Source organism: Pedobacter terrestris (assembly GCF_052343045.1).
Lineage (GTDB): Bacteria > Bacteroidota > Bacteroidia > Sphingobacteriales > Sphingobacteriaceae > Pedobacter.
On the sequence record NZ_CP180264.1, the window covers coordinates 4,630,264 to 4,650,300 of the forward strand.

Annotated in this window: 11 protein-coding genes; 4 read left to right on the forward strand and 7 right to left on the reverse strand. The window is 38.4% G+C overall.

Annotated features, from left to right (window positions below):
- Positions 1-2: 2 nt before the first annotated feature.
- The 4 genes from ACJVDH_RS19870 (at position 3) to ACJVDH_RS19885 (ending at position 4,054) form a co-directional block, all read left to right on the forward strand.
- Positions 3-917, forward strand: coding sequence for a S66 peptidase family protein (locus ACJVDH_RS19870; RefSeq protein ID WP_443945147.1), 915 nt, complete (start codon positions 3-5; stop codon positions 915-917).
- Positions 904-1,311 carry a DoxX family protein gene (locus ACJVDH_RS19875; RefSeq protein ID WP_443945148.1) on the forward strand — a complete coding sequence of 136 codons (408 nt, stop codon included), beginning with the start codon at positions 904-906 and terminating at the stop codon, positions 1,309-1,311. Before ACJVDH_RS19870 ends, ACJVDH_RS19875 begins: the two co-directional genes overlap by 14 nt.
- 300 nt (positions 1,312-1,611) lie before the next feature.
- Positions 1,612-2,283: a hypothetical protein gene (locus tag ACJVDH_RS19880; protein WP_443945149.1), complete on the forward strand. Its 672-nt coding sequence runs from the start codon at positions 1,612-1,614 to the stop codon at positions 2,281-2,283.
- A gap of 262 nt (positions 2,284-2,545) precedes the next feature.
- Complete coding sequence (locus ACJVDH_RS19885) at positions 2,546-4,054, forward strand: hypothetical protein (RefSeq protein WP_443945150.1); 1,509 nt, start codon at positions 2,546-2,548, stop codon at positions 4,052-4,054.
- A 542-nt stretch (positions 4,055-4,596) separates the two neighbouring features.
- Here ACJVDH_RS19885 and ACJVDH_RS19890 read toward each other — a convergent pair.
- The 7 genes from ACJVDH_RS19890 to ACJVDH_RS19920 form a co-directional block, all read right to left on the reverse strand.
- Complete coding sequence (locus ACJVDH_RS19890) at positions 4,597-6,075, reverse strand: RagB/SusD family nutrient uptake outer membrane protein (protein ID WP_443945151.1); 1,479 nt, start codon at positions 6,073-6,075, stop codon at positions 4,597-4,599.
- 18 nt (positions 6,076-6,093) lie between these two features.
- Positions 6,094-9,252 carry a SusC/RagA family TonB-linked outer membrane protein gene (locus ACJVDH_RS19895; protein ID WP_443945152.1) on the reverse strand — a complete coding sequence of 1,053 codons (3,159 nt, stop codon included), beginning with the start codon at positions 9,250-9,252 and terminating at the stop codon, positions 6,094-6,096.
- 494 nt (positions 9,253-9,746) lie between these two features.
- The gene (locus tag ACJVDH_RS19900) at positions 9,747-10,418 is read right to left on the reverse strand and encodes a hypothetical protein (RefSeq protein WP_443945153.1); all 672 of its coding nucleotides are present in this window, start codon (positions 10,416-10,418) and stop codon (positions 9,747-9,749) included.
- Between the two features lie 52 nt (positions 10,419-10,470).
- Positions 10,471-11,862: a RagB/SusD family nutrient uptake outer membrane protein gene (locus tag ACJVDH_RS19905; protein ID WP_443945154.1), complete on the reverse strand. Its 1,392-nt coding sequence runs from the start codon at positions 11,860-11,862 to the stop codon at positions 10,471-10,473.
- A gap of 17 nt (positions 11,863-11,879) precedes the next feature.
- A complete protein-coding gene (locus tag ACJVDH_RS19910; RefSeq protein ID WP_443945155.1) occupies positions 11,880-14,933 on the reverse strand; it encodes a SusC/RagA family TonB-linked outer membrane protein in 3,054 nt (1,017 codons plus the stop codon).
- Positions 14,934-15,344: 411 nt separating this feature from the next.
- On the reverse strand, positions 15,345-16,784 hold the full coding sequence (locus tag ACJVDH_RS19915) for a SusD/RagB family nutrient-binding outer membrane lipoprotein (protein WP_443945156.1): 1,440 nt from the start codon (positions 16,782-16,784) through the stop codon (positions 15,345-15,347).
- A gap of 12 nt (positions 16,785-16,796) precedes the next feature.
- Positions 16,797-20,033: a SusC/RagA family TonB-linked outer membrane protein gene (locus ACJVDH_RS19920; RefSeq protein ID WP_443945157.1), complete on the reverse strand. Its 3,237-nt coding sequence runs from the start codon at positions 20,031-20,033 to the stop codon at positions 16,797-16,799.
- Positions 20,034-20,037 lie beyond the last annotated feature (4 nt).

Here is a 20,037-nt window from a genome sequence, read left to right on the forward strand (position 1 = left end):
AGATGATTAAGCAGCCCCCGTATTTAAAAAAAGGAGATAAGATAGCCTTGGTTTGCCCGGCTAAAAAATTGCCAAAAAAGATTGATTTCGCATTGCAAATACTCAGAAACTGGGGATTGGAAGTTGTAATAGGAAAAAGCCTGTATGCCAGCCATCATCAGTTTGCCGGAAGTGATGCTTTACGTGCTGAAGACATACAGACGTTTCTGGATGATGTGTCTATCAAAGCCATTATTGCCGGCAGAGGTGGTTATGGCACCATCCGAATCATAGACCAGCTTGATTTTACGGTGTTTAAACAACATCCGAAATGGGTTGTCGGTTTTAGTGACATCACGGTGTTACTTTCGCATATTATTGCTGAAACGGGAACCCAATGTATTCATGCGCAAATGCCTTATACTTTTGATGAAGCCACACCAAAGTCTTTAGAAGCACTTAGAAAATCTTTATTTGGCGAAACTCTTGAATACAGCTATCATAGCGTATTTAAAAATCGTTCGGGAACTTGTTCAGGTAACTTAATTGGTGGAAATCTGACCCTTCTTTGCATGATGCAGGGCTCTTTATCTGAAATGGATTTTGATGGGAAAATTCTTTTTCTTGAAGACGTTGGCGAACAGGAATATGCAATAGACCGGATGATGCGTATGTTGCAACGTGCAGGAAAATTAAAAAACCTGAAAGGGTTAATTGTTGGTGCATTTAATGAAATTGTGGAAGAAAAAATTTCGTTCGGACAAACTGCGGAAGAAGTCATTTTGGATGCAGTTCGGGAATATGATTTTCCGGTATGCTTTAATTTCCCGACAGGCCATATAGATAATAACCTGAGTATGGTGCTTGGTGCCGATATTACACTTCAAATAGAAGAAAAAAACGTTCAATTCAAATATATCAATAATGGCAATTTTTGACAATTTAGGGAAGTACCGCAATACAGGTTTGTTGTTGCTGCGCTTAGGTGTGGGCTCAATGTTTATTATACATGGTTTTCCGAAACTGGCTGGAGGACCAAACGGCTGGGTAGGTTTAGGTGGAAGTATGAAAGTAATTGGAGTTGATTTTCTTCCGGTTTTCTGGGGATTTATGGCAGCCGCCACTGAAACTTTCGGCGGTTTTCTATTAATCGTAGGCCTTTCTTACCGCCCTGTATGTATTCTGTTAGTTTTCACGATGATTATTGCCACAATGGTACACTTAAATAAAGGCGATGGAATTGGCGGCGCCAGTCATGCCATAGAATTGGGCATCGTATTTTTCAGTTTGATTTTTATCGGACCGGGAAAATATAGTGTGGATAAGAAGTAGGAGATGGCTTTCCTTCACAATGATTCGGCTATTATGTTGTAAATATTTTTCTATAAACAACCAGCGTCATTCTATTTATGAGCCTCTACAAATCGATTAACTATGTTTTAAAATTAATTTCTGAAATCAAAATCTATGGGACTTAAAATTGGAGCATTATAGAGACTGCAAGATGACTGTAAATAATACATGCCGCCTATAGAGATGTATAATTTAGCCAGTATTTCCTGCATGGAAAGATCTATTTATGCTTTGAAGAACAAGCGCTTATGATTACTTTTATACAAAAAACTAATCAAAATGAAAAAAAGCATTTTAGCCGCGGCCCTGTTAAGTATATCTGCTTACAGAAGTAATGCTCAATTTAAAATAAGTCAGGATTTAAACGGAACGCCTATCGAAACCAGAGTTGCAGGAGACGTCGTAGGAAGTATTTATTTATATGATGATTTTTACAAGGGGCATGCTTTGGAGGAAAATAATACGTATTACGACAATCTTGATTTGCGATACGACATACAGGCTGATCGTGTTAGTTTTAAAAACAAATATGGGGCAGAATTTGCGTTCAAGAATCCAATAAAAGAGTTTAAGATCAGTCGCTCAAAAACGGATCCCCAGGTAGTTTTAACTTTTAGAAATGGATTTCCTCCAATTGGAGAATTTACGGAAAAAAGCTATTATCAAGTATTGAACGATGGCAATACAGTAGCGCTTAAAAAACTAAAAAAATCAATTGTAGAGAGTACGCAATACGGTTTAGCAAAAACACAAAAAAATTTTGTTACTTCCGAGCAGTATTTTATTTTTTCGAAAGGAAAGATGATCAAAATCAAGCGTGATAAAAAAAGTATAATCGATGCCTTAGATTCGCATAAAGAGGAATTGTCGAGATTCATTGGGGAGAATGCCCTCAGTTTTAAAAAAGACGAAGACTTATCCAAGCTGTTTGACTATTATAATACGCTGTAAATATAAACCTCTAACCATTTGAGCAAAATAATTGGATACAGTATAGATTCGACAACAAATAATAAATTACACATAAGTTAGTGCTGTATTTGCATTCAAACAACTGTTAATCACCGGAATACAAACAATAAATCAACTACACAATTGAATGGTTCAACATTCATAAAGAAAAGTGTACGATCTATGTACCCCGGAACCCTTTTCAAATCTTTTTTGAGTATTTTGTCTTTAAATCAGACAATAAACGTAAGCTAAAAAAGGTATGAAAAGACAAAAACCACTTACATTAATCGTGTTGGCATTTATCATCTCGGGAATGGTCTCTTGTAAGAAGGGGCTAGAGACTGACAATCAATCAACATTATTGAAGCCAGAAAACAGATTGGCAGGCACGCCCGCCTATGCCTTTGATTGGGAAAACTCAGATTTTATGCCAACCCCAGCTGGAAGTGCGGCAATACCTGTTCCATGGGGCTCGGGAGCAAGTAGACAATTTACAGTTGAGATTGCTAATGACTATAAGTCTGTCAATGGCTGGACATTGGTTTACAATACATTTAATACGTCAGTGCCACAAGATAGACTATACTTTATTCTTTACAATAAATATAGGGGTTTGTTAAGGATGTATTATTATCTTCCAAACACGACCAATTTGATTGCTTCAGCCAATATCGTACATAAACTAGGTATTGAAGGAATGTACGCATCGTCATCTCCAATTATGAATTTTGCGGGCGCTCAGGTTGTAGACTTCAATAGCAATTCGGGTTTTGCATCAACATTGGAACAATGGCAGGTTGCGCCGGCTACTTGGTATGCATTCGAATATGAGTTGGCTTACGATCCGAATCTTTATGCACAAAGTTTTGGTACACTAAATTTTATTTGGCCAATTACTTCGAATCAAATTACTCAGGTTGCTATCAATGGAACCATTACCGGAACGCTTACAGGCAATATATCAACCCCCGGACTGGATTTAACTGTATCACCTACCATATCAATTAACAATGGATCACAACTCACAATTAAAGGAGACAGTGATGTAGAAAAAGCAAAACCATCGATAGCCAGTCAACTGTACAGCTCTTTAAAAAACTTGGTAGCCGGTAAATTAACCAGTGCGTTGGGAGGCGTTGTAGAAAATATATTTAGCGGTATATTTGGCGGTAAAAATGATGCCAGTTCAGACAATGTTAGTTTAAAGATTGACGCTTCTGTATCTTTAACAGGTACAATGACCAGCAATGTTTTACTAAGTGCAGGTGCGCTCAGCGTTCCTGGATACAACCAAGCTTTCACTCCAGGTTTTACACCGCTTTATAATGATGTTTTAGGTGTATTTTATCTTTCAAATAAACCAATTATGGAAGAGGTTGTACATATTATCCCTCAAAAAGATAGCTTTGGAAACTATATCACACCTAAAAGGCAATACGTATATAGTCCTCGCATATCAAGTTTAAACCTAATTTTTAATCCTTCTGTTTTAAATATCGCAACGATACAAAATATCAGATATCAGGCCGTATTACACTATTCTGATATGTACGAAATGGTTGGTGGACATGAAACTGTTGGAGAGAGCCAATATGTTATTGGTTCCACTGTGGGCACAACCGGCCAGGGAGGAGGCGTGGTAGGTGTACGTGTAACGTTTGATGTTGTCCCAAATGATGGCAGCCCTAAAAGTGTAATCACTAAAACTTTCGCAGTGAATGTCGAAACGTCTGAGGTTACTGATCCAGAAGGTGAAGATCAGTGGTAGATACAGGGCTGCTAATGATATAACATTTTAAATTGGGAAAGAGGCTGTCATCTGGAGGCAGTCTCTTTTGTATTTCTATAGTTTTTCCGCAGGCACGGCAGTCGCACGTCCTTTCAAATCTTCAGATTCCTATTCATAAAAGCTTACAGGACCGTTGGAAAAACTTGCATCTATTAATCGTTCCGGACTCATCATAAGTAAGATGGTAAGTTAATTAGCCAAAAATACCAACTGAAAACTATTTTTTGGTTGCCTGACTGGTATACTAAAATACAAAAACTAAGGCAGTAAGGCAACCATACGCCGAAGTCTAATTTAAAAGCTGTTTTATAGTCAATAATAACATGTGTTCAAATCGCACCTACACCCGAACAATTCAGCAATCAAGTTTTTGGGGAAATGACACGCAATTCCAGTTGTCGGTTCTGGTTGCACGCCGGACAATTGTTTAATTCTGTCGGAAGAAAAAAGATTAACAGATTCTATTATAAAAAAACCGTCTCACAAGTACTTGTGAGACGGTTTTTTTATTGTATTAGAGACTACCAGTTAACTGCCGGGTTGTAATTAACTTCATTTAATGGAATAGGGAAAGTGTATCTGGCATCTGCAACCGGAATTGCGGAACCAGCTCCAAATGAAGGAAGTGGGGTGGCCTTTCTAGCAAGATCATTGTAGCGAAAACCTTCGCCGAGAAGTTCAATTCTTCTTTCTTTAAGAATAGTAGCGGCCAATTCTGTCCCAGTTGCTAAAGTTCCAAAGTTATAACTTGCGTCAGAACGTTTGCGTACTGCGTCTAACAATGCTCTAGATCGTACCAAGTTGCCACCTGACGCTAATGCCTCTGCTTCAGCCACATTTAGTAAAACCTCAGAGTAACGAATCATTGGGGCATAGTCCAAATATGGAGAAGTAGCGGAGTACTTGCTTAAAATACGAACAGTATTAGTTGCAGAGAGTGCATAATTTGCAGTAAGAGCAGATTTGCGTGCATCTGTTGATGGCCATATTGGATCAACATAAATACCTGTTCCTGTTTGATTGAGGTAAAACTCAAGATTTCCCACGTTATAGTAATAACCAAATTGATTCTGAGTGCCCGGCGCATTTGTATCTGCAAAAGGGAATGAAAAAATTGATTCTGACGTCGTAAATGGTGTTGCAAAAACACTTGCAATATTGGCTTGCAATGCATGCGCAGTTCTTGCTGTATTTGTAAATGGCGCTACGCTAGGTACAATTTTATTGCCTTCTGTAATGACTTGAGCATAATTTCCCATTGTAAGATATACACGGGTTTTTAAGGCAATAGCTGTGTTTTTATGTGCTCTTGTAGTTCTCAACAAAGCTGTACCATAAGTATCGGGTAAACCTGTTTCAGCATCGTTTAAGTCTTGCAAAATTTGGGCATATATTTGTGCAACAGAACTGCTTCTCAACTCATTATTTGCTGAAGATTGTTCTGCAGTTAATCGCAAAGGTAACCCTCTGGATGCACCAGCATCAGATACGTATGGTTTTGCAAAAATCTGTACCAGCCCGAAATAGGTCAATGCACGGATAAATTTTGCCTCAGCACTATAGTTTGCATAAAGAGCTGGTGTAAGAACGCTTTGATTTGCATCCAGTCCTTTAAGGAAAATATTCACCCGATTGATTGTGAGATACCCTTGTGTCCAAAAATTGTTGACGTAAGTATCAGTTGAGGTTGTTGTTCCCTGATAAACATTATAGCCAGTAACATTATTTGATGTACGGTTTATAAATTCTTCCGCTCTGATATCGTTATATATCTGGTAACGGCCGCCATATAAAGCACCGTTCTTTGCTGACGTATAAAGTCCGTTTACTAAAGCTTCGATACGGGCGGGAGATTCATAGTCATTGGCGTCAGACAATGACAATTCTGGAGCGGCAGTTAAAAAATCTTTCTTGCAAGAAGATATCGCCGTAACCAACGGGATTGCAACAATGGCCATTTTTATAAGTTGCAACTTATATGATTTGATGTGATTTTTCATGTGTATTCTCTTTAAATATTACAAACCTAAGCTGATACCGAATGTGAACTGTCTTCCTTGAGGAATACTATTACGTTCAACACCACTCGCTAAATTTGAGTTTCCATTTGATGAAATTTCAGGGTCAACGCCTGTATAACCGGTAATGATAAACGCATTGTTAACCTGCGCATAAACTCTTAAACTGGAAATACCACTTTTTCCGAAAACGCTCTTTGGTACCTTATACCCCAAAGTTGCAGACTGCAGACGTAAGAAATCTCCTTTTTCAACATTTGCCTCAATCGGAAATGATGAACCATTAGAGATATTATCACCATAAACTACTCTAGGAATATCGGTATTCGTGTTAGTCGGTGTCCATGCATTTAAGGCTTCGGTAGAGTTATTCCAGAAACGTTGATCCAACAAACCTGCTCTTGAACCATTATAGATATAATTTCCGCCAGAATAAGTAAACATTATATTCAAATCAAAGTCGCCATATCTGAAAGTATTGTTAAAACCTCCATACCATTTAGGTAAAGTACTACCCAAAATCTGCTGATCTCCAGCTACAGAACTCGCAACAGTTCCATCCAAATATGTCCAGGCATTTGCACCACCTTGATGTAAATATTGTACTTGCTGCCCTGCTTTGTTAATGAAAATTCTTCTTCCATTTGCAGGATTTACGCCTGCTGTTGGTACTGCGAAAATACTTCCAATGGGATAACCAACACGTGTTACACTGGCAGTCTCTAGGCCGCCTGTAGATCCTGTAATTTGTGTTACCCCTGGTGCTAAGGCAGTTACTTCGTTTTTAATTGTTGTAAAATTCAAGGAAGTTGTCCAGCTGAACTTAGATCCACGAACAGGTGAGCCACTTAGTGCAAATTCAAAACCTCTGTTATACATTGAACCAATATTCTGAAGAATAGAGTTATCTGGAATACCTTTAGATGGTGCCTGAGGAACACTCAAAATTAGGTTATCGATGTTTTTGTTAAAATAATCTGCTTCAAAAGTAATCCGGTCACGCAATAAGCCAATAGTTAAACCAATATCTGTCTGCTTACTGGTTTCCCATTTAAGGTCTTTATTTCCCGCCTGATTGAAGGCCCAACTTAAAGCAGCTGGTCCATAAATACTTGATCCATAGGTGTTGTAAGTATTGTATGCAGCAATATTTCCGTTACCTACTTTGCCATAACTTGCACGCAAACGAAGGGAATTTACAGTTTTACCCAGGGAAGAATTTTTAAAAAATTCTTCCTGTCCAATTTCCCACGCTACAGAGCCACCACCAAATGTTCCGAATCGGTTGGTTTCATCAAAGGCAGAGTTTCCATCTCTCCTAATATTTCCACTAATGAAGTAGCGCCCTTTATAATTATAACTTGCACTAGCTAGGTATGCCTCGTAGGCATTTTGTGTAATTCCATTCCCTCCAGCCACGTTTGTTGTAAACGTTCCTTCGTAGTTAGTAAAGAAACTTGGATCTGCCAAACCTTGTCTTACTGACCCCCAGTTGATTGTTCTTGTTTTCTGAACATCAGACCCTAATGAAATGTTGAAATTATGTTCTCCATTTATAGATTTGTTATAAGATAGCGTGTTAATCCAATTCCAATTATTTCTACGTGCGGTATTATTATAAGCGTAGCCTACAAAGGAATATCCATCGCCATTTATCGGATTCCAAAATTGAATGTTCTCGGTGTTACTTCTATCCCATGAATAAGTAGTTTTGAAAATCAAACCGTCCATTAACTTGATCTCGGCACCTAAATTTGCAAGTAGACGAGTGGTTTCTGAAGAGTTTACATCCTTATCAATTAAAACCGCTGGGTTAGACCATGTGGTTGCAATTAAATTGTTTCCATTACCGGTTGCATTGGCTAAAACACTATAAGATCCATCGTTATTATACGGTCTTAAGTTTGGCGCCAACGCAATAGCAATACGCCCTAAACCGGATGAGTTAAATGCAGAACCTGATGAGGAACCACTGTTTGGAGACGCATTAAAACTGTTGTTGTAATTCATATTTAACAACAATTTCAACCAGTTTGTTGCCTGATGCGTGAGGTTAGCTCGGCCAGAATATCTCTTAAAAGAGTTTGCTTTTAGGAAACCATCCTGATCAGTTAAACCGCCTGATAAATAATAGACTGTTTTATCGGTACCTCCAGAAACAGTTACATTATGGTTTTGCGAATAAGCTGTACGATAGACTACGTCATACCATTTTGTATCCACAACAGATCCATCTGCATTGTAATTTGGAAAGAAACTATTCCCATTTGCATCTCTCTGTGATGCAGTAACTGCATTTGGATTTAATGCCAATGCATTTTTTACCGCTGCATTTTTCGAATCTATATACTGTTGGGCATTTAAAAGTTCTGGTAAACGAACAGCATTTGAAACGCCAACCCAACCATCGTAGCTAACTTTAGCCTGACCTGATTTACCACGTTTCGTGGTAATCACCAGTACACCGGCAGCGGCACGAGAACCGTATAATGAGGTAGACGCAGCATCTTTTAAGATATCAATGGTTTCTATATCTGCTGGGTTAATGTCTCCCAAAGGATTGTTCGTTGCAGAGTTTGCAGATGCATCTGCAGTAGGGTATGGAATTCCATCAACAACAACTAATGGAAATGAGCTCAATGAAATTGAACTTACCCCACGTACTCTGATAACAGGTGGGTTATTTAGCAAACCATTTGGCTGTATAATACTCACCCCAGCGGCTTGTCCAGTTAAACCCTGAACAAAACTCTGTACGGGTTTATCTTTAAGATCATCACCTTTCACACTTGATGCCGCACCCGCAAAATCTTTTCTTTTTATTGTTCCGTACCCGGTTACAATGACATCATTCAAATTCTGCGAATCGCTCTCTAACGCTATGTTAACTGTATTTGAAGAACCAAGTGTTCTAGATTGCGTTGTAAAACCAACGAAAGCGAATTCAAGTGTAGTTGCAGCTGAATTAACTTTAAGAGTGTATTTACCATCTGCGCCGGTTGTGGTTCCTCCGGTTGCACCCTTGATTCTAACACTTACGCCAGGTAATGGCATGCCATCTTCCTTCCCCGTAACTGTTCCTGAGATTGTTCTATTCTGAGCCATTGCACTTGATGCAAATAGCAGGAATATGAACAAACTTTGTAGAAGTTTTTTCATAAAAATTTAAGTTTGGATTAGTTAATAATTAACCTAAGATAAACGAAGTAATTTGTATTACAAATTTTACACAAAGTTTTTTTAGTGTATAATTGATAATTTTTATAGTAAATCGAATTAGCCTAGTCTATTTCGAAGATTTTTAACAAAAGAAAGCCAAATGTATTATTCAAAAAGACTCAAATACGAGTATTTATTAATAAGGATTCATTTTTATCACGAAAATTAGACTCAAAAGTGGCCGTAGCAACGCCGGAAAATTGGCTTAGACAGATAAACATTTAAATTATTTCATTTCTGCAAATAAAATAAGCTTTCATTAACGAACCGCCCAAAATAATGCAATTATCATACAATATTAAAATCAAATTAGAAATTAAGGCCAACATTTCATAAAGACAATCGAATGAAATGATCAAAAACTAAAAAAAAAACGGACTTGACTGTTTAAGCCAAATCCGTTATATACTTAAGTTAAAAAAATACGTTATTCTTTATAATCCATTATAATAAACAAATAATTGAGCTAAGGATTCGTCTTTATTAAAGTTGGTCTTATTATCTTTAATGAAAGTTTCAACTTCGGACTGATGCTTAGACATCAAACTTAGAATTTTAGATTTAGAAGGCTTAACCAATGTGAGTTCGTTTTTTTCTTTATCGAAAACATAAAGTTCGTTCTTATCCAATAACGTTTTGGTAATGGTAGCAGAGTTATAGGTTTTTTCTTCCCAAATCACTTTCCATTGTCTTTTCAGAAGGGTTAATGATCCATCAGCCAAAACCTGGAAATACGTTTCGCCGGTAGTGTGTGATGTATTCGGAAATCCACGACGGAAGATTTTAGCTGATTTTCCATCTGCCCCTGAAAAACTGATTGAGGAGACATTATCAGTAAATATAAGGCTAGTGCCATCCTTACCCTTAAACAACACCTGCTGATCAAGTAAATTAATGTTTAGAGGAACGTCTTTATAGACTTTTCCACCTTGCAACTCGACTGTACCTGGCATCCAGTCTTCGTAAAGCAGTGGATTACCTGATGCTTCAATTCCTTGACTTGCTCTAAACGGTCGCCCGGCGGCATCTTCTAAAATTTGTTGCGCGTTGGCTGCTGTACCCATGGATAAGACAGCTATTAAAAGTACTACAAAATGCTTTCTCATATATCAAAAATAAAAAACCCTTCAGTTAAACTGAAGGGTTTCATAAAATTTATTACCAACCGGCATTTTGAGTCATTGGATTTCTATCCTGCTCAGCCTGAGGGATTGGAAAAACACGTCTGAAATTAGTATATGGTACAGAAGCAACTGATGCATTCCTTCCGGTAATATCACGTTTTAATCTGTTTAACGTAGGGAAACGATCGCCTTCAAAAGCAAGTTCTTTTCTTCTTTCGGTAATGATACGCTCGAAAAGTGCTGTACCTGTCTCTGTAATTGTTGATGAAGGATCTCTTTGTGCAACCAATGTCTGCAAATTAGTAACCGCATCTGTTGTTCTGCCTAAATTATAGGCTGCTTCTGCCGCGATTAAATACATTTCAGAGGTACGCAATACTTTTTTTCCGCCGTATAAACTAATGTTGTTTATCTTATTTATGATATAAGCAGGGTTTTCCGCACGTGCTCTTGTACCCACAGTAATCAAGCCTTTTCTTAAATCTGTTGCAGAGAAACTATTGTAAAATGCAGCAGATGTCAGTCCATCTCCGTAGCCCAACTGGTTATAGAAATATGGAAGTTCATCGAAACCAGCATTATCAATCTGATCAGAAATCACCTCAAAAAGTGTTTCATAAGTTTGTGGCGTTGCAGCTGTCCAGTAGTTGGTAAAGTTACCAAGCGTAAGCAATGCTCTTCCAGAATTTGTGATTACTGATCTTGACTGATCATAAGCCAACTGATAGCTTGCAGCAGTACCTTTATACAAATTTACCTTTGCAGATAAAGCCAATGCAGAATACTTGCTAAATCTAGATGCATTTTGTGTAATAGTCATTAAAGTAAAGGCCTGATCCAAATCTGCCTGAATGCGATCGTAAACTTGTTGAACTGTTGAACGCTGTGGCTTTCCATCGATATTGAAATCCAATACAATTGGAACACCAAGGCCTGCTGGGTTATCTGTGTAAGGACGAGCGAAGGCTTTAACCAATTCAAAATACATTAATGCACGAATAGCGTATGCCTCACCTTTATACTGATTAACATTTGCCTGACTCGTAACAGCCGGTGTAGAGTTGATGATGTTATTTGCTCTCAAAATAACCATGTATGCATTTTGCCAAACACCCAATACATCAGCATTGTTAATTACATAGTTGTAGTTGTTCTGACCGGTGTAACGACCAGAGTTACGCGTTGAAACAAATACATTATCTGCCATTAAATCGCCCATCAATGGAATAGCTCTTCCATAAAGTGTTGAAACCCTTAATCCTGCATATGTACCGGTTAATGCCGTTAATACATCTGTTTCAGTTTTTAAAGCATCTTTTGCATCAATTGAAGTTGCAGGCGGCTGGTCAAAAAATTCTTTTTTGCATGAAGACACCATAAGTGTACTCATCACCAGACCTGAATATATGATATATTTAAAATTCATTTTCATTTCTTTTCTTATTAAAATCCAACATTCACACCGAAAGTAACGGTTTTTGGAATGAACAACTCAAAGTTGTTTGTTCCACCCGTACCGCCAGCTTCTGGGTCATAAGGTAATTTTTTATCTCTTGTGAAAGTCAAAAGGTTTGAACCACGTGCATATACACGTACCGTTGATAAATGCGCTTTGCTCACCCATTCAGATGGAAGGCTATAGCTTAAGGTCACATCTCTTAAACGCAAGAAGTCACCTTTGTACAACATACGATCAGATACTGCGAATGAGTTGGTTCCTGAACCATAAACCATTTTTGGAACATCAGTGATGTCTCCAGGTTTTTGCCAACGGCCAAGTTCAGTAGCACTTTGGTTGTATGAGCCTAAGTATGCGCCACCACTGTTTTGATATTGATAAAAGCCATTATATATCCAGTTTCCATAGCTATAATAGAATAAGGCATCTAAACCAATTCCTTTATACGTTAAAGTGGTTCCAAAACTACCAAAACCTTTTGGTGCAGCAGATTTACCTAATAATACGCGTTGCGCCTGTCCGTAAGTTTCCGTTACAGTTGTTTTAGATGCATCTGTATACCATTGAGGCATACCATTAGCTGGATTCACACCCGCATATTGAGGTAAGTAGAATGATTGGTAATCAACCCCAACCTGACGGATGAATGGGCTAGAAATTTGCTTGTCTGCGATCAGATTAGTTGTAGTATTTTTGTTTAACGCAATGTTAAAGTTCAAACTCCATTCAAAATCTGCAGTTTTTATTGGTGAACCATTCAAAGTTAACTCAATACCACGGTTACGAAGACCGCCGGCATTATTGGTATAACTAGAGAAACCTGTAGTATAAGATACGTTAACAGGCAAAAGCAAGCTTGATGACTGACGATTGTAATAATCGAAAGATGCTGTTAAACGGTTTTTGAAGAAACCAAGATCAGTACCAACATCAAAACTTTTTGTTTTTTCCCAAGTTAGGCTGCTCACTCCATACTGAGTTGGCCCGCTACCGATAGCACCATTATATACGAAGTTGTAACCTGTTCTTGTTAAACCATATAAAGTTCTCCAAGCATTGTATGCTGTACCAGCATTACCTGTAATACCATATGAAGCACGTACTTTAAATTGACTTAACCAGTTAAGATCTTTAATAAAATCTTCCTGCTCTGCATTCCATGTACCACCTACAGACCAGAAATTTCCATATAGGTTATCGACACCAAACTTTGATGATGCATCGCGTCTGAAACTACCTGAAACAACATATCGGTTTTTGTATGAGATATCTCCTAATGCTAACAATGATCCGAATGTATATACCTGATCAGTACCAGTAGTTGAAATTGGTGTAGCACCAACGCTAGGAACCTGATAATTTGTATTCAAAGGAACATTATATGCTGCAACACCTATAGAATAGTAGTTAGACTTCTGAGCCTCATAACCTGCTTTCACATTTGCAGTGAAATCTTTATTGGCATCTAAGTCTACATGGTAGTCCACCAAGTTGGTCCAAACCCAATTGAAATAACGGGTATAATTACGGTAAGTTCTACCACCTACACTACGTCCATCACCATAAGTTGGATTGTTATAAGAAGACTCTTCTATGTTATTATAGTCAATACCGTACTTAGTAGAGAATTTTAAATTCGGAAGTAATTTATATTCCGCAGAAAACGACGTAATTGCTTTTTGAGTATTGTTGGTTCCGTTGTCAAGATCAATAATCGCAAGTGGATTAAATAATCCAGCTCCCGGAGCTAAACCACCCGAAATATTTGGTGAACCATCTGCATTTCTTGCAGGTAGATCTGGCATGATAAATAGTGAACTCAATACCGGGTTACCGAAAGCACCGCCATTTAATAAAGACTTAGTTCTTGAGGTAGAAAGCAAAAGGTTTACACCGAAAGATAATTTTTCGTCAAGCTTATGTTTCAAATTCAAGTTTGCTGAGTAACGATCAAATTTAGAACGTTGCACTGTCGCATCCTGAGTAAAATAACCTCCACCAAAGTGAAATTGAGTTTTATCATTTCCACCATCAGCAGACAGGTTATAACTTTGCTGCTTTCCTGTTCTGGTTACTTCATCGTACCAATTGGTGTTTTGATTAGGGTTGATCTCAAAACCATCAGGAGAAATGATGAAATCTCTAACATTCGCTGGCGTTAAGCCGTATGCAGTAACTAGATCAGGTCTGTTTAATAAACCCTCTCCGATCAAAGTAATATTCTCCTCAGTAGTTAACGGACGTGTTGTATCGTTGAAAGTTCCTGGTTTTACAAAACCTGACTCTGCATCCAATCTAATTTTCGTTTTACCCGCTTTACCACTTTTTGTTGTAATCAAAACCACACCGTTGGCTCCACGAGAACCATAGATAGCAGTTGAAGCTGCATCTTTAAGCACAGTCATGTTTTCGATGTCGTTCGGGTTAATACCTGCTAAAGCATTTGCAGTAGTGGTATTGTTTGAAAGATCACCAGAATTGATTGGAATTCCATCAATTACATATAAGGGATCAGAAGATCCGGAAATCGAACCAAGACCACGAATTCTAATCGACTGAGCAGCACCCGGTTGACCAGAAGCACCTACCGATTGCAAACCTGCAACGCGGCCTTGCAAAGCCTTATCAACAGAAGTGAATGGCGTTTGCTCTAATACTTTTGCTGTAACGGTAGCCGTAGATCCGGTTGATCTTGCTTTGGTTGTAGAACCATAACCTGTTACGACAACATCCGTTAGGGACTTAGAATCAGATACTAATTTTACGCTTGCCGTATTTCCAGACACAGCGAGGCTCTGTGTAAAATAGCCTATGTAAGTAAATTCTAAAGTTGGAGTTTGGGAAGCAACTTTAATGGTGAACTTTCCATCAGGACCGGTTTGGGTGCCGTTTTTGCCACCTTTGAGTCTAACCGACACGCCTGGCATCGGTAAACCATCTTCCTGTGAGGTAACTGTACCTGTGATTGTTCGCTCTTGTGCCATTGCTACACTAGCAACAAGCAGAAGCACGAACAAACTTTGTAGAAGTTTTTTCATGAAATTTAAGTAAGTTAATGATTAGTATTATTTAAGGTTCTAAATATAAGGCTGTTTGTGAATATCTTTTAACATTTTTTAACAACAAAGTTTATATATGATTTTCAAATGACAATTTTTAGATGAGATTTTTGTCTTTTTTCCTATACACTAATAATTCAAAATGCCCTTTTTTAAACACTAAAGGCATATTTTAAGAACATTTCAAACAGTAAATTGCCAAAATACGATAGTATTTTTTTTTGATTTTGAATGCCAAAAATTAGGATACTGAGACGATTTCAATCCTGCTTTATTGAAGATGAAATTTCCAAAAACATTAATAACGACAAATAATTTGAGGTATAAGTGTGTGGAAAAAACAAAAAGCCGGCATTGTATGCCGGCTTCAAAAGAAATTTCAATCTTATTTTAAAATTTATCCCAAAATAATTTGGTGGTTACAACATCGCCTCCAATTTTTGATGCCGCAGCAGATCTGTTTACTTCGTTTACATTCTGCTCCTTAACGGGATAGGTAAATCGTACCGGGAATGCCGTCAAGGCATCTGTGGCATCTTCAAGTGCCGGAAAATCCAATCTTCGTTGTTCCACCCAGGCATCAATCCCACGGTTGTATAATGCCAACCATTTTTGCGTCCCAATCTTTTGCTTCCAGCCTCCTGTCGCTGTTGCATAAGCAACAGAAGTTTGAGCAAGATACGTTGCAGCACTTGCTGCAGTACCACCCCAATCTAAAATTGAAGCTGTTATCGCATTGTTATAAAAAGTAGCAGCACTACCGCCAACGCTATAACCACGTTCTGCAGCTTCTGCCAGTAAAAATTGCACTTCGGCAACGTCAATAAGTGCCCCAGGAAAATCGGCTTTAGTGATGGTAACGGCCGGAGCAGAAAAATTGGCATAAGGGCTACTTTCTCCAGAATTCCCACCAGAATATCCGCCATTTGGATCTAAAGTAAAATAAAATGGCCTTCTTGGGTCGGCGAGTGTATTCATTTGCGTGGTGATTGTTGTATTTGCCACAAAATCTAACCTACCACTTTGCACCAAATCTACCCAGATTGGATTGGTATTCGGCGTAATCGTAGTATATGGGTAACGTGCATTATCTGCATTCGGATTGCCTGAAGAATAGGTAAATACGCCCGAAGTTACGGCAGCTTCTGCTGCAGTTTTAGCGGCTGCCGGATCAGCATCTGCAAGCGTTATTGCGATCTTCAATTTAAGTGAATTTGCCAGCTTTTTCCAGCTTGCTGCGTCACCAGCATAGATCGCATCCGCTGCACCTAAAGTATTCGAACCCGAATTCAAATCTGCAATATCCGTATCTAAGCGAGTCAATAAATTTTTCAAAATTGTTAACCCGTCATCATATTTAGGAAATACATTATCAATATTCAAAGCTTCCGTGTAAGGAACATCTCCGAAGGTTGTAACTACGTAATACCAGGTGTAAGCTTCCAGAATATCTGTAATAGCCAACTGGTTTTTTAGGTCGGCTGAAGATTTACCTTCGGTAGCTGCTACTCTCTTGGATTCGTCCAGGTTTTTTAACACATCCCGGTAAAATGCATTCCATAAATTATCCGGAATGGTTCTGGTTTGTAAATCATACTGACTCTCATCAATATAAGTTGTTTCCTGCCATTGTTGTTCGATCAATCTAAAAATATTGAGATTTACATTGGATGAAGAAACTGTATTCACAAGGCGTCTTTGTGCATTTGTGAATAACGATATAGAGGACACGTTTAACGGGTGTTTCGGATCGACATTTACAGAAGTAATATCTTTCTTACATGCGCCGACAAACAATATGGTTATTAAGGCTAATACTATCTTTTTCATGGTCATTCAGAATTAAAATCTAACTTTTAAATTGAAGGCAAAACTTCTAACACTTGGGTAAGAACCTACCTGGTAACCTTGTACGTTACCGAAACTTAATCCATCTTCAGGATCCGCATTCGGCAGATTTTTATGGATAATCCACAAGTTTCTTCCGATTAGAGAGAGGTCAACACCTTTAACTGGTCCTAACTTACTTACAAATGTTTTAGGCAGTGAATAGCCAAAAACAACTTCTCTCAATTTGATAAAACTGGCATCATAAACGAATGCTGCCGATGGAAGGCGTCTATATCCGTACGATCCAAATTCAGAATTGGTCACCCTTGTTGTATTGGGTGAACCATCTGCCATAACTCCTGGATTAATAAATCCGCCGCCCTGGCTGATCGGTAAACGAGAAGGGTTTCCTAAGTCGTTAATTCCTGCTGTTTCTTCATACATACCTGTTGCCAAACCATAATATTGGTCTAAAGAAAATACACTTCCGCCTTTTCTGAAATCTAAAAGAAAGCTTAAACTAAAATCCTTGAATTTAAAGGCATTATTAATACCGCCAATCCAATCTGGGTTCATATTTCCAATCACTTCGTTTGATGTGGCCGATTGCGCATAGCGACCATTTGCCTGCACAACTTTTTCTCCATTCAAATACACAAAATTACTCCCGCGGATAGTTCCAAATGGCTGTCCTAATGTTGCATTAACACTAACACCTCCCTGAAAACTTTGGATTAAAAGATTTTGAGCTTCATTTCCTGATGCATCTTTAAACAACTCGGTAACTTTATTGCTGTTTTTGGTCCAGTTTACATTGATTTTCCATTCGAAATTGCTTGTTTTCACAGGCGTACCGTTTAAGGAAAGCTCAACACCCTGATTCACTACACTACCAGAATTAAGGTATTGAGAATTGTAGCCTGTTGAGGTGGAAAGACTAACGGGAAGAATTTGATTAACTGTTTTCGTGTTGTAGTATGTCACATCTAAGCCCAACCGGTTGTTTAAAAAAGAGGCTTCTAAACCAATCTCTTTACTTTTTGTTCTTTCTGGCTTTAGATTAGGGTTGTTTTTAATCAATGGTGCAGAAGTCTGAGATCTTCCGCCTATTGGGGTGATCAATGTATACGTATCCATCAAGCTGTATATCGGTGCATCAGAACCAACTTCTGCATAATTTGCCCGAAGTTTTGCATAAGACAACCACTTATAATCTTTAAGCATCTCAGAAAACGTATATCCAAGAGACACCGAAGGATAATAATATACGTTATTGCCATCCGGCAGGGTAGAAGAAACATCTCTACGAATGGTTCCGTCCAAAGTAAGCATGTTCTTATACGTAAAGGAAGCACCTGCAAATACACCATGCACCTCGCGATTCAAATCCTGTTCAACCGGTGCTTCAATCGGGCTTGCAGAATTGCTTAAAGAATAAATTCCCGGAACACCCAAACCGCCGTTCGTAATGGCGTATGTAGATTGTGTTCTTTGCTTTCTGATGTTTAAACCCAAAAGACCTTTAAAATTTAAGTCCGTTGAAATGTTCCGATCAAAATTGGCCAAGAAATCTACATTCGACTCTTTGTAATCTTCAAGATATTTGGAATAGAGTGGAACATCCAAACTGCCAATTGCCTGTCTTTCTTCCTGAAGCTGGTTATATGTATCCAGAGAGTATCTACCCATTAAATTTAACCACGGTGTAACTTTGTAATTCAGATTTACGTTTCCCAAATACCGATTACGGGTATCTGTTTCATAATTTTCATACCTGGCGAAATATGGATTGTCCCAGTAAATTGGCTTTGTTCCTGTAAGATCAGACCAGTTCCAGGTTACATTTTTTCCTGTTCTAAGATAAGCTTGCTCCAGCTCTTTCACATCCACATTGTTTTGCCACCATTGCCTGAAATTGGTTGCCGGATTGTATACACCATTTCCATTATAACCTGTACCATAACGCCCTTTACCATCAATATTGAAGTAATTGACGTCTGCGCCTACGGTAAGTTTGTCGGTAATATTATAGGTAGCGCCGAAATTGAATACATTTTTTTGAATATGGGAGTTGGGTAAAATCCCATTTTGATCATCTCGGTTAAAGCCGATTTTATACGTTCCTTTATCGTAGCTATTGGTTAAAATAATGCTCTGATTATTGGAAACCGGACTTTCAAAAAATGTAGTTGGATCATTTGCACCTGCAACCCAAGGCGTTGCTTTTCTGTAATTTGGCGACGAAGGATCAAATGCATCCCATTGATAAACCAGAAGGCTAGGATCAAATTTTGCACCATACGAAGCATCTTCCGTTAATGGCGCCACCAAATCTAAAATTCCATCTCCGTTAATATCTGCAGAATTGAAATAGGCATCTTCATCCGGTCCGTAATATGGTCCGTAACCTCCGCCGTATTGTTTCTGATATTTCGGAAAAGTTGATTTATCGATACGAGAATATGTTACTCCAGCATTTACTGTGATATTTAGCCCCGATTTTCCTTTTTTAGTTGTGATTAAGATCACGCCATTACTTCCTCTTGATCCGTAAAGTGCAGAAGCGGCCGCACCTTTAAGCACGGTAATATTCTCTACATCATCAGGATTAATATCCGAAGCCGGATTTCCATAATCATAACCTCCGGCACCACTCGTTTGTCCTGATGTATTCATATTTGTGTTGGCCACTGGAACACCATCAATTACAAAAAGTGCCTGATTGTTACCCGTAATAGACTTAACGCCCCTAACAACGATATTGGTAGATCCCCCCATGGTATTATTCTGGCGAATTTCCAAACCTGAAACTTTGCCAGATAAACTGCTACCCAAATTTGGAGATCTGTTTTCACTCACCGCCGCACCATCCAGCGTTTGGGCAGCATAGGCAACCTCATTCCGGTTTCTTTGAATTCCGAGTGCAGTTACCACAACTTCTCCTAATGCTTTTGCATCATCCATAAGTGAGACATTAATTACATTAGATTGGCCAATTGGTTTCACCTGAGCGGCAAAGCCGATTGAAGAAAATTCCAGACTGGTAGATCCTTCTGGTACAACTATTGAAAATTTTCCGTCAGATCCTGTAGATGTTCCTCCGGTTTTTCCAACAATTTTTACACTTACACCTGGCAATGGGAGATTGTCTGCCTGCGAAGTTACCGTACCTGTTATTGTTCGATTTTGGGCATATGCCGAGGCTGTAAAGCACAACAAAATGAACAAACTTTGTAGTAGTTTTTTCATAGAT

Coding starts and splice junctions, on each gene's coding strand:
- ACJVDH_RS19870 (WP_443945147.1), top strand. CDS start 3: ATGATTAAGCAGCCCCCGTATTTAAAAAAAGGAGATAAGATAGCCTTG.
- ACJVDH_RS19875 (WP_443945148.1), top strand. CDS start 904: ATGGCAATTTTTGACAATTTAGGGAAGTACCGCAATACAGGTTTGTTG.
- ACJVDH_RS19880 (WP_443945149.1), top strand. CDS start 1,612: ATGAAAAAAAGCATTTTAGCCGCGGCCCTGTTAAGTATATCTGCTTAC.
- ACJVDH_RS19885 (WP_443945150.1), top strand. CDS start 2,546: ATGAAAAGACAAAAACCACTTACATTAATCGTGTTGGCATTTATCATC.
- ACJVDH_RS19890 (WP_443945151.1), bottom strand. CDS start 6,075: ATGAAAAATCACATCAAATCATATAAGTTGCAACTTATAAAAATGGCC.
- ACJVDH_RS19895 (WP_443945152.1), bottom strand. CDS start 9,252: ATGAAAAAACTTCTACAAAGTTTGTTCATATTCCTGCTATTTGCATCA.
- ACJVDH_RS19900 (WP_443945153.1), bottom strand. CDS start 10,418: ATGAGAAAGCATTTTGTAGTACTTTTAATAGCTGTCTTATCCATGGGT.
- ACJVDH_RS19905 (WP_443945154.1), bottom strand. CDS start 11,862: ATGAATTTTAAATATATCATATATTCAGGTCTGGTGATGAGTACACTT.
- ACJVDH_RS19910 (WP_443945155.1), bottom strand. CDS start 14,933: ATGAAAAAACTTCTACAAAGTTTGTTCGTGCTTCTGCTTGTTGCTAGT.
- ACJVDH_RS19915 (WP_443945156.1), bottom strand. CDS start 16,784: ATGAAAAAGATAGTATTAGCCTTAATAACCATATTGTTTGTCGGCGCA.
- ACJVDH_RS19920 (WP_443945157.1), bottom strand. CDS start 20,033: ATGAAAAAACTACTACAAAGTTTGTTCATTTTGTTGTGCTTTACAGCC.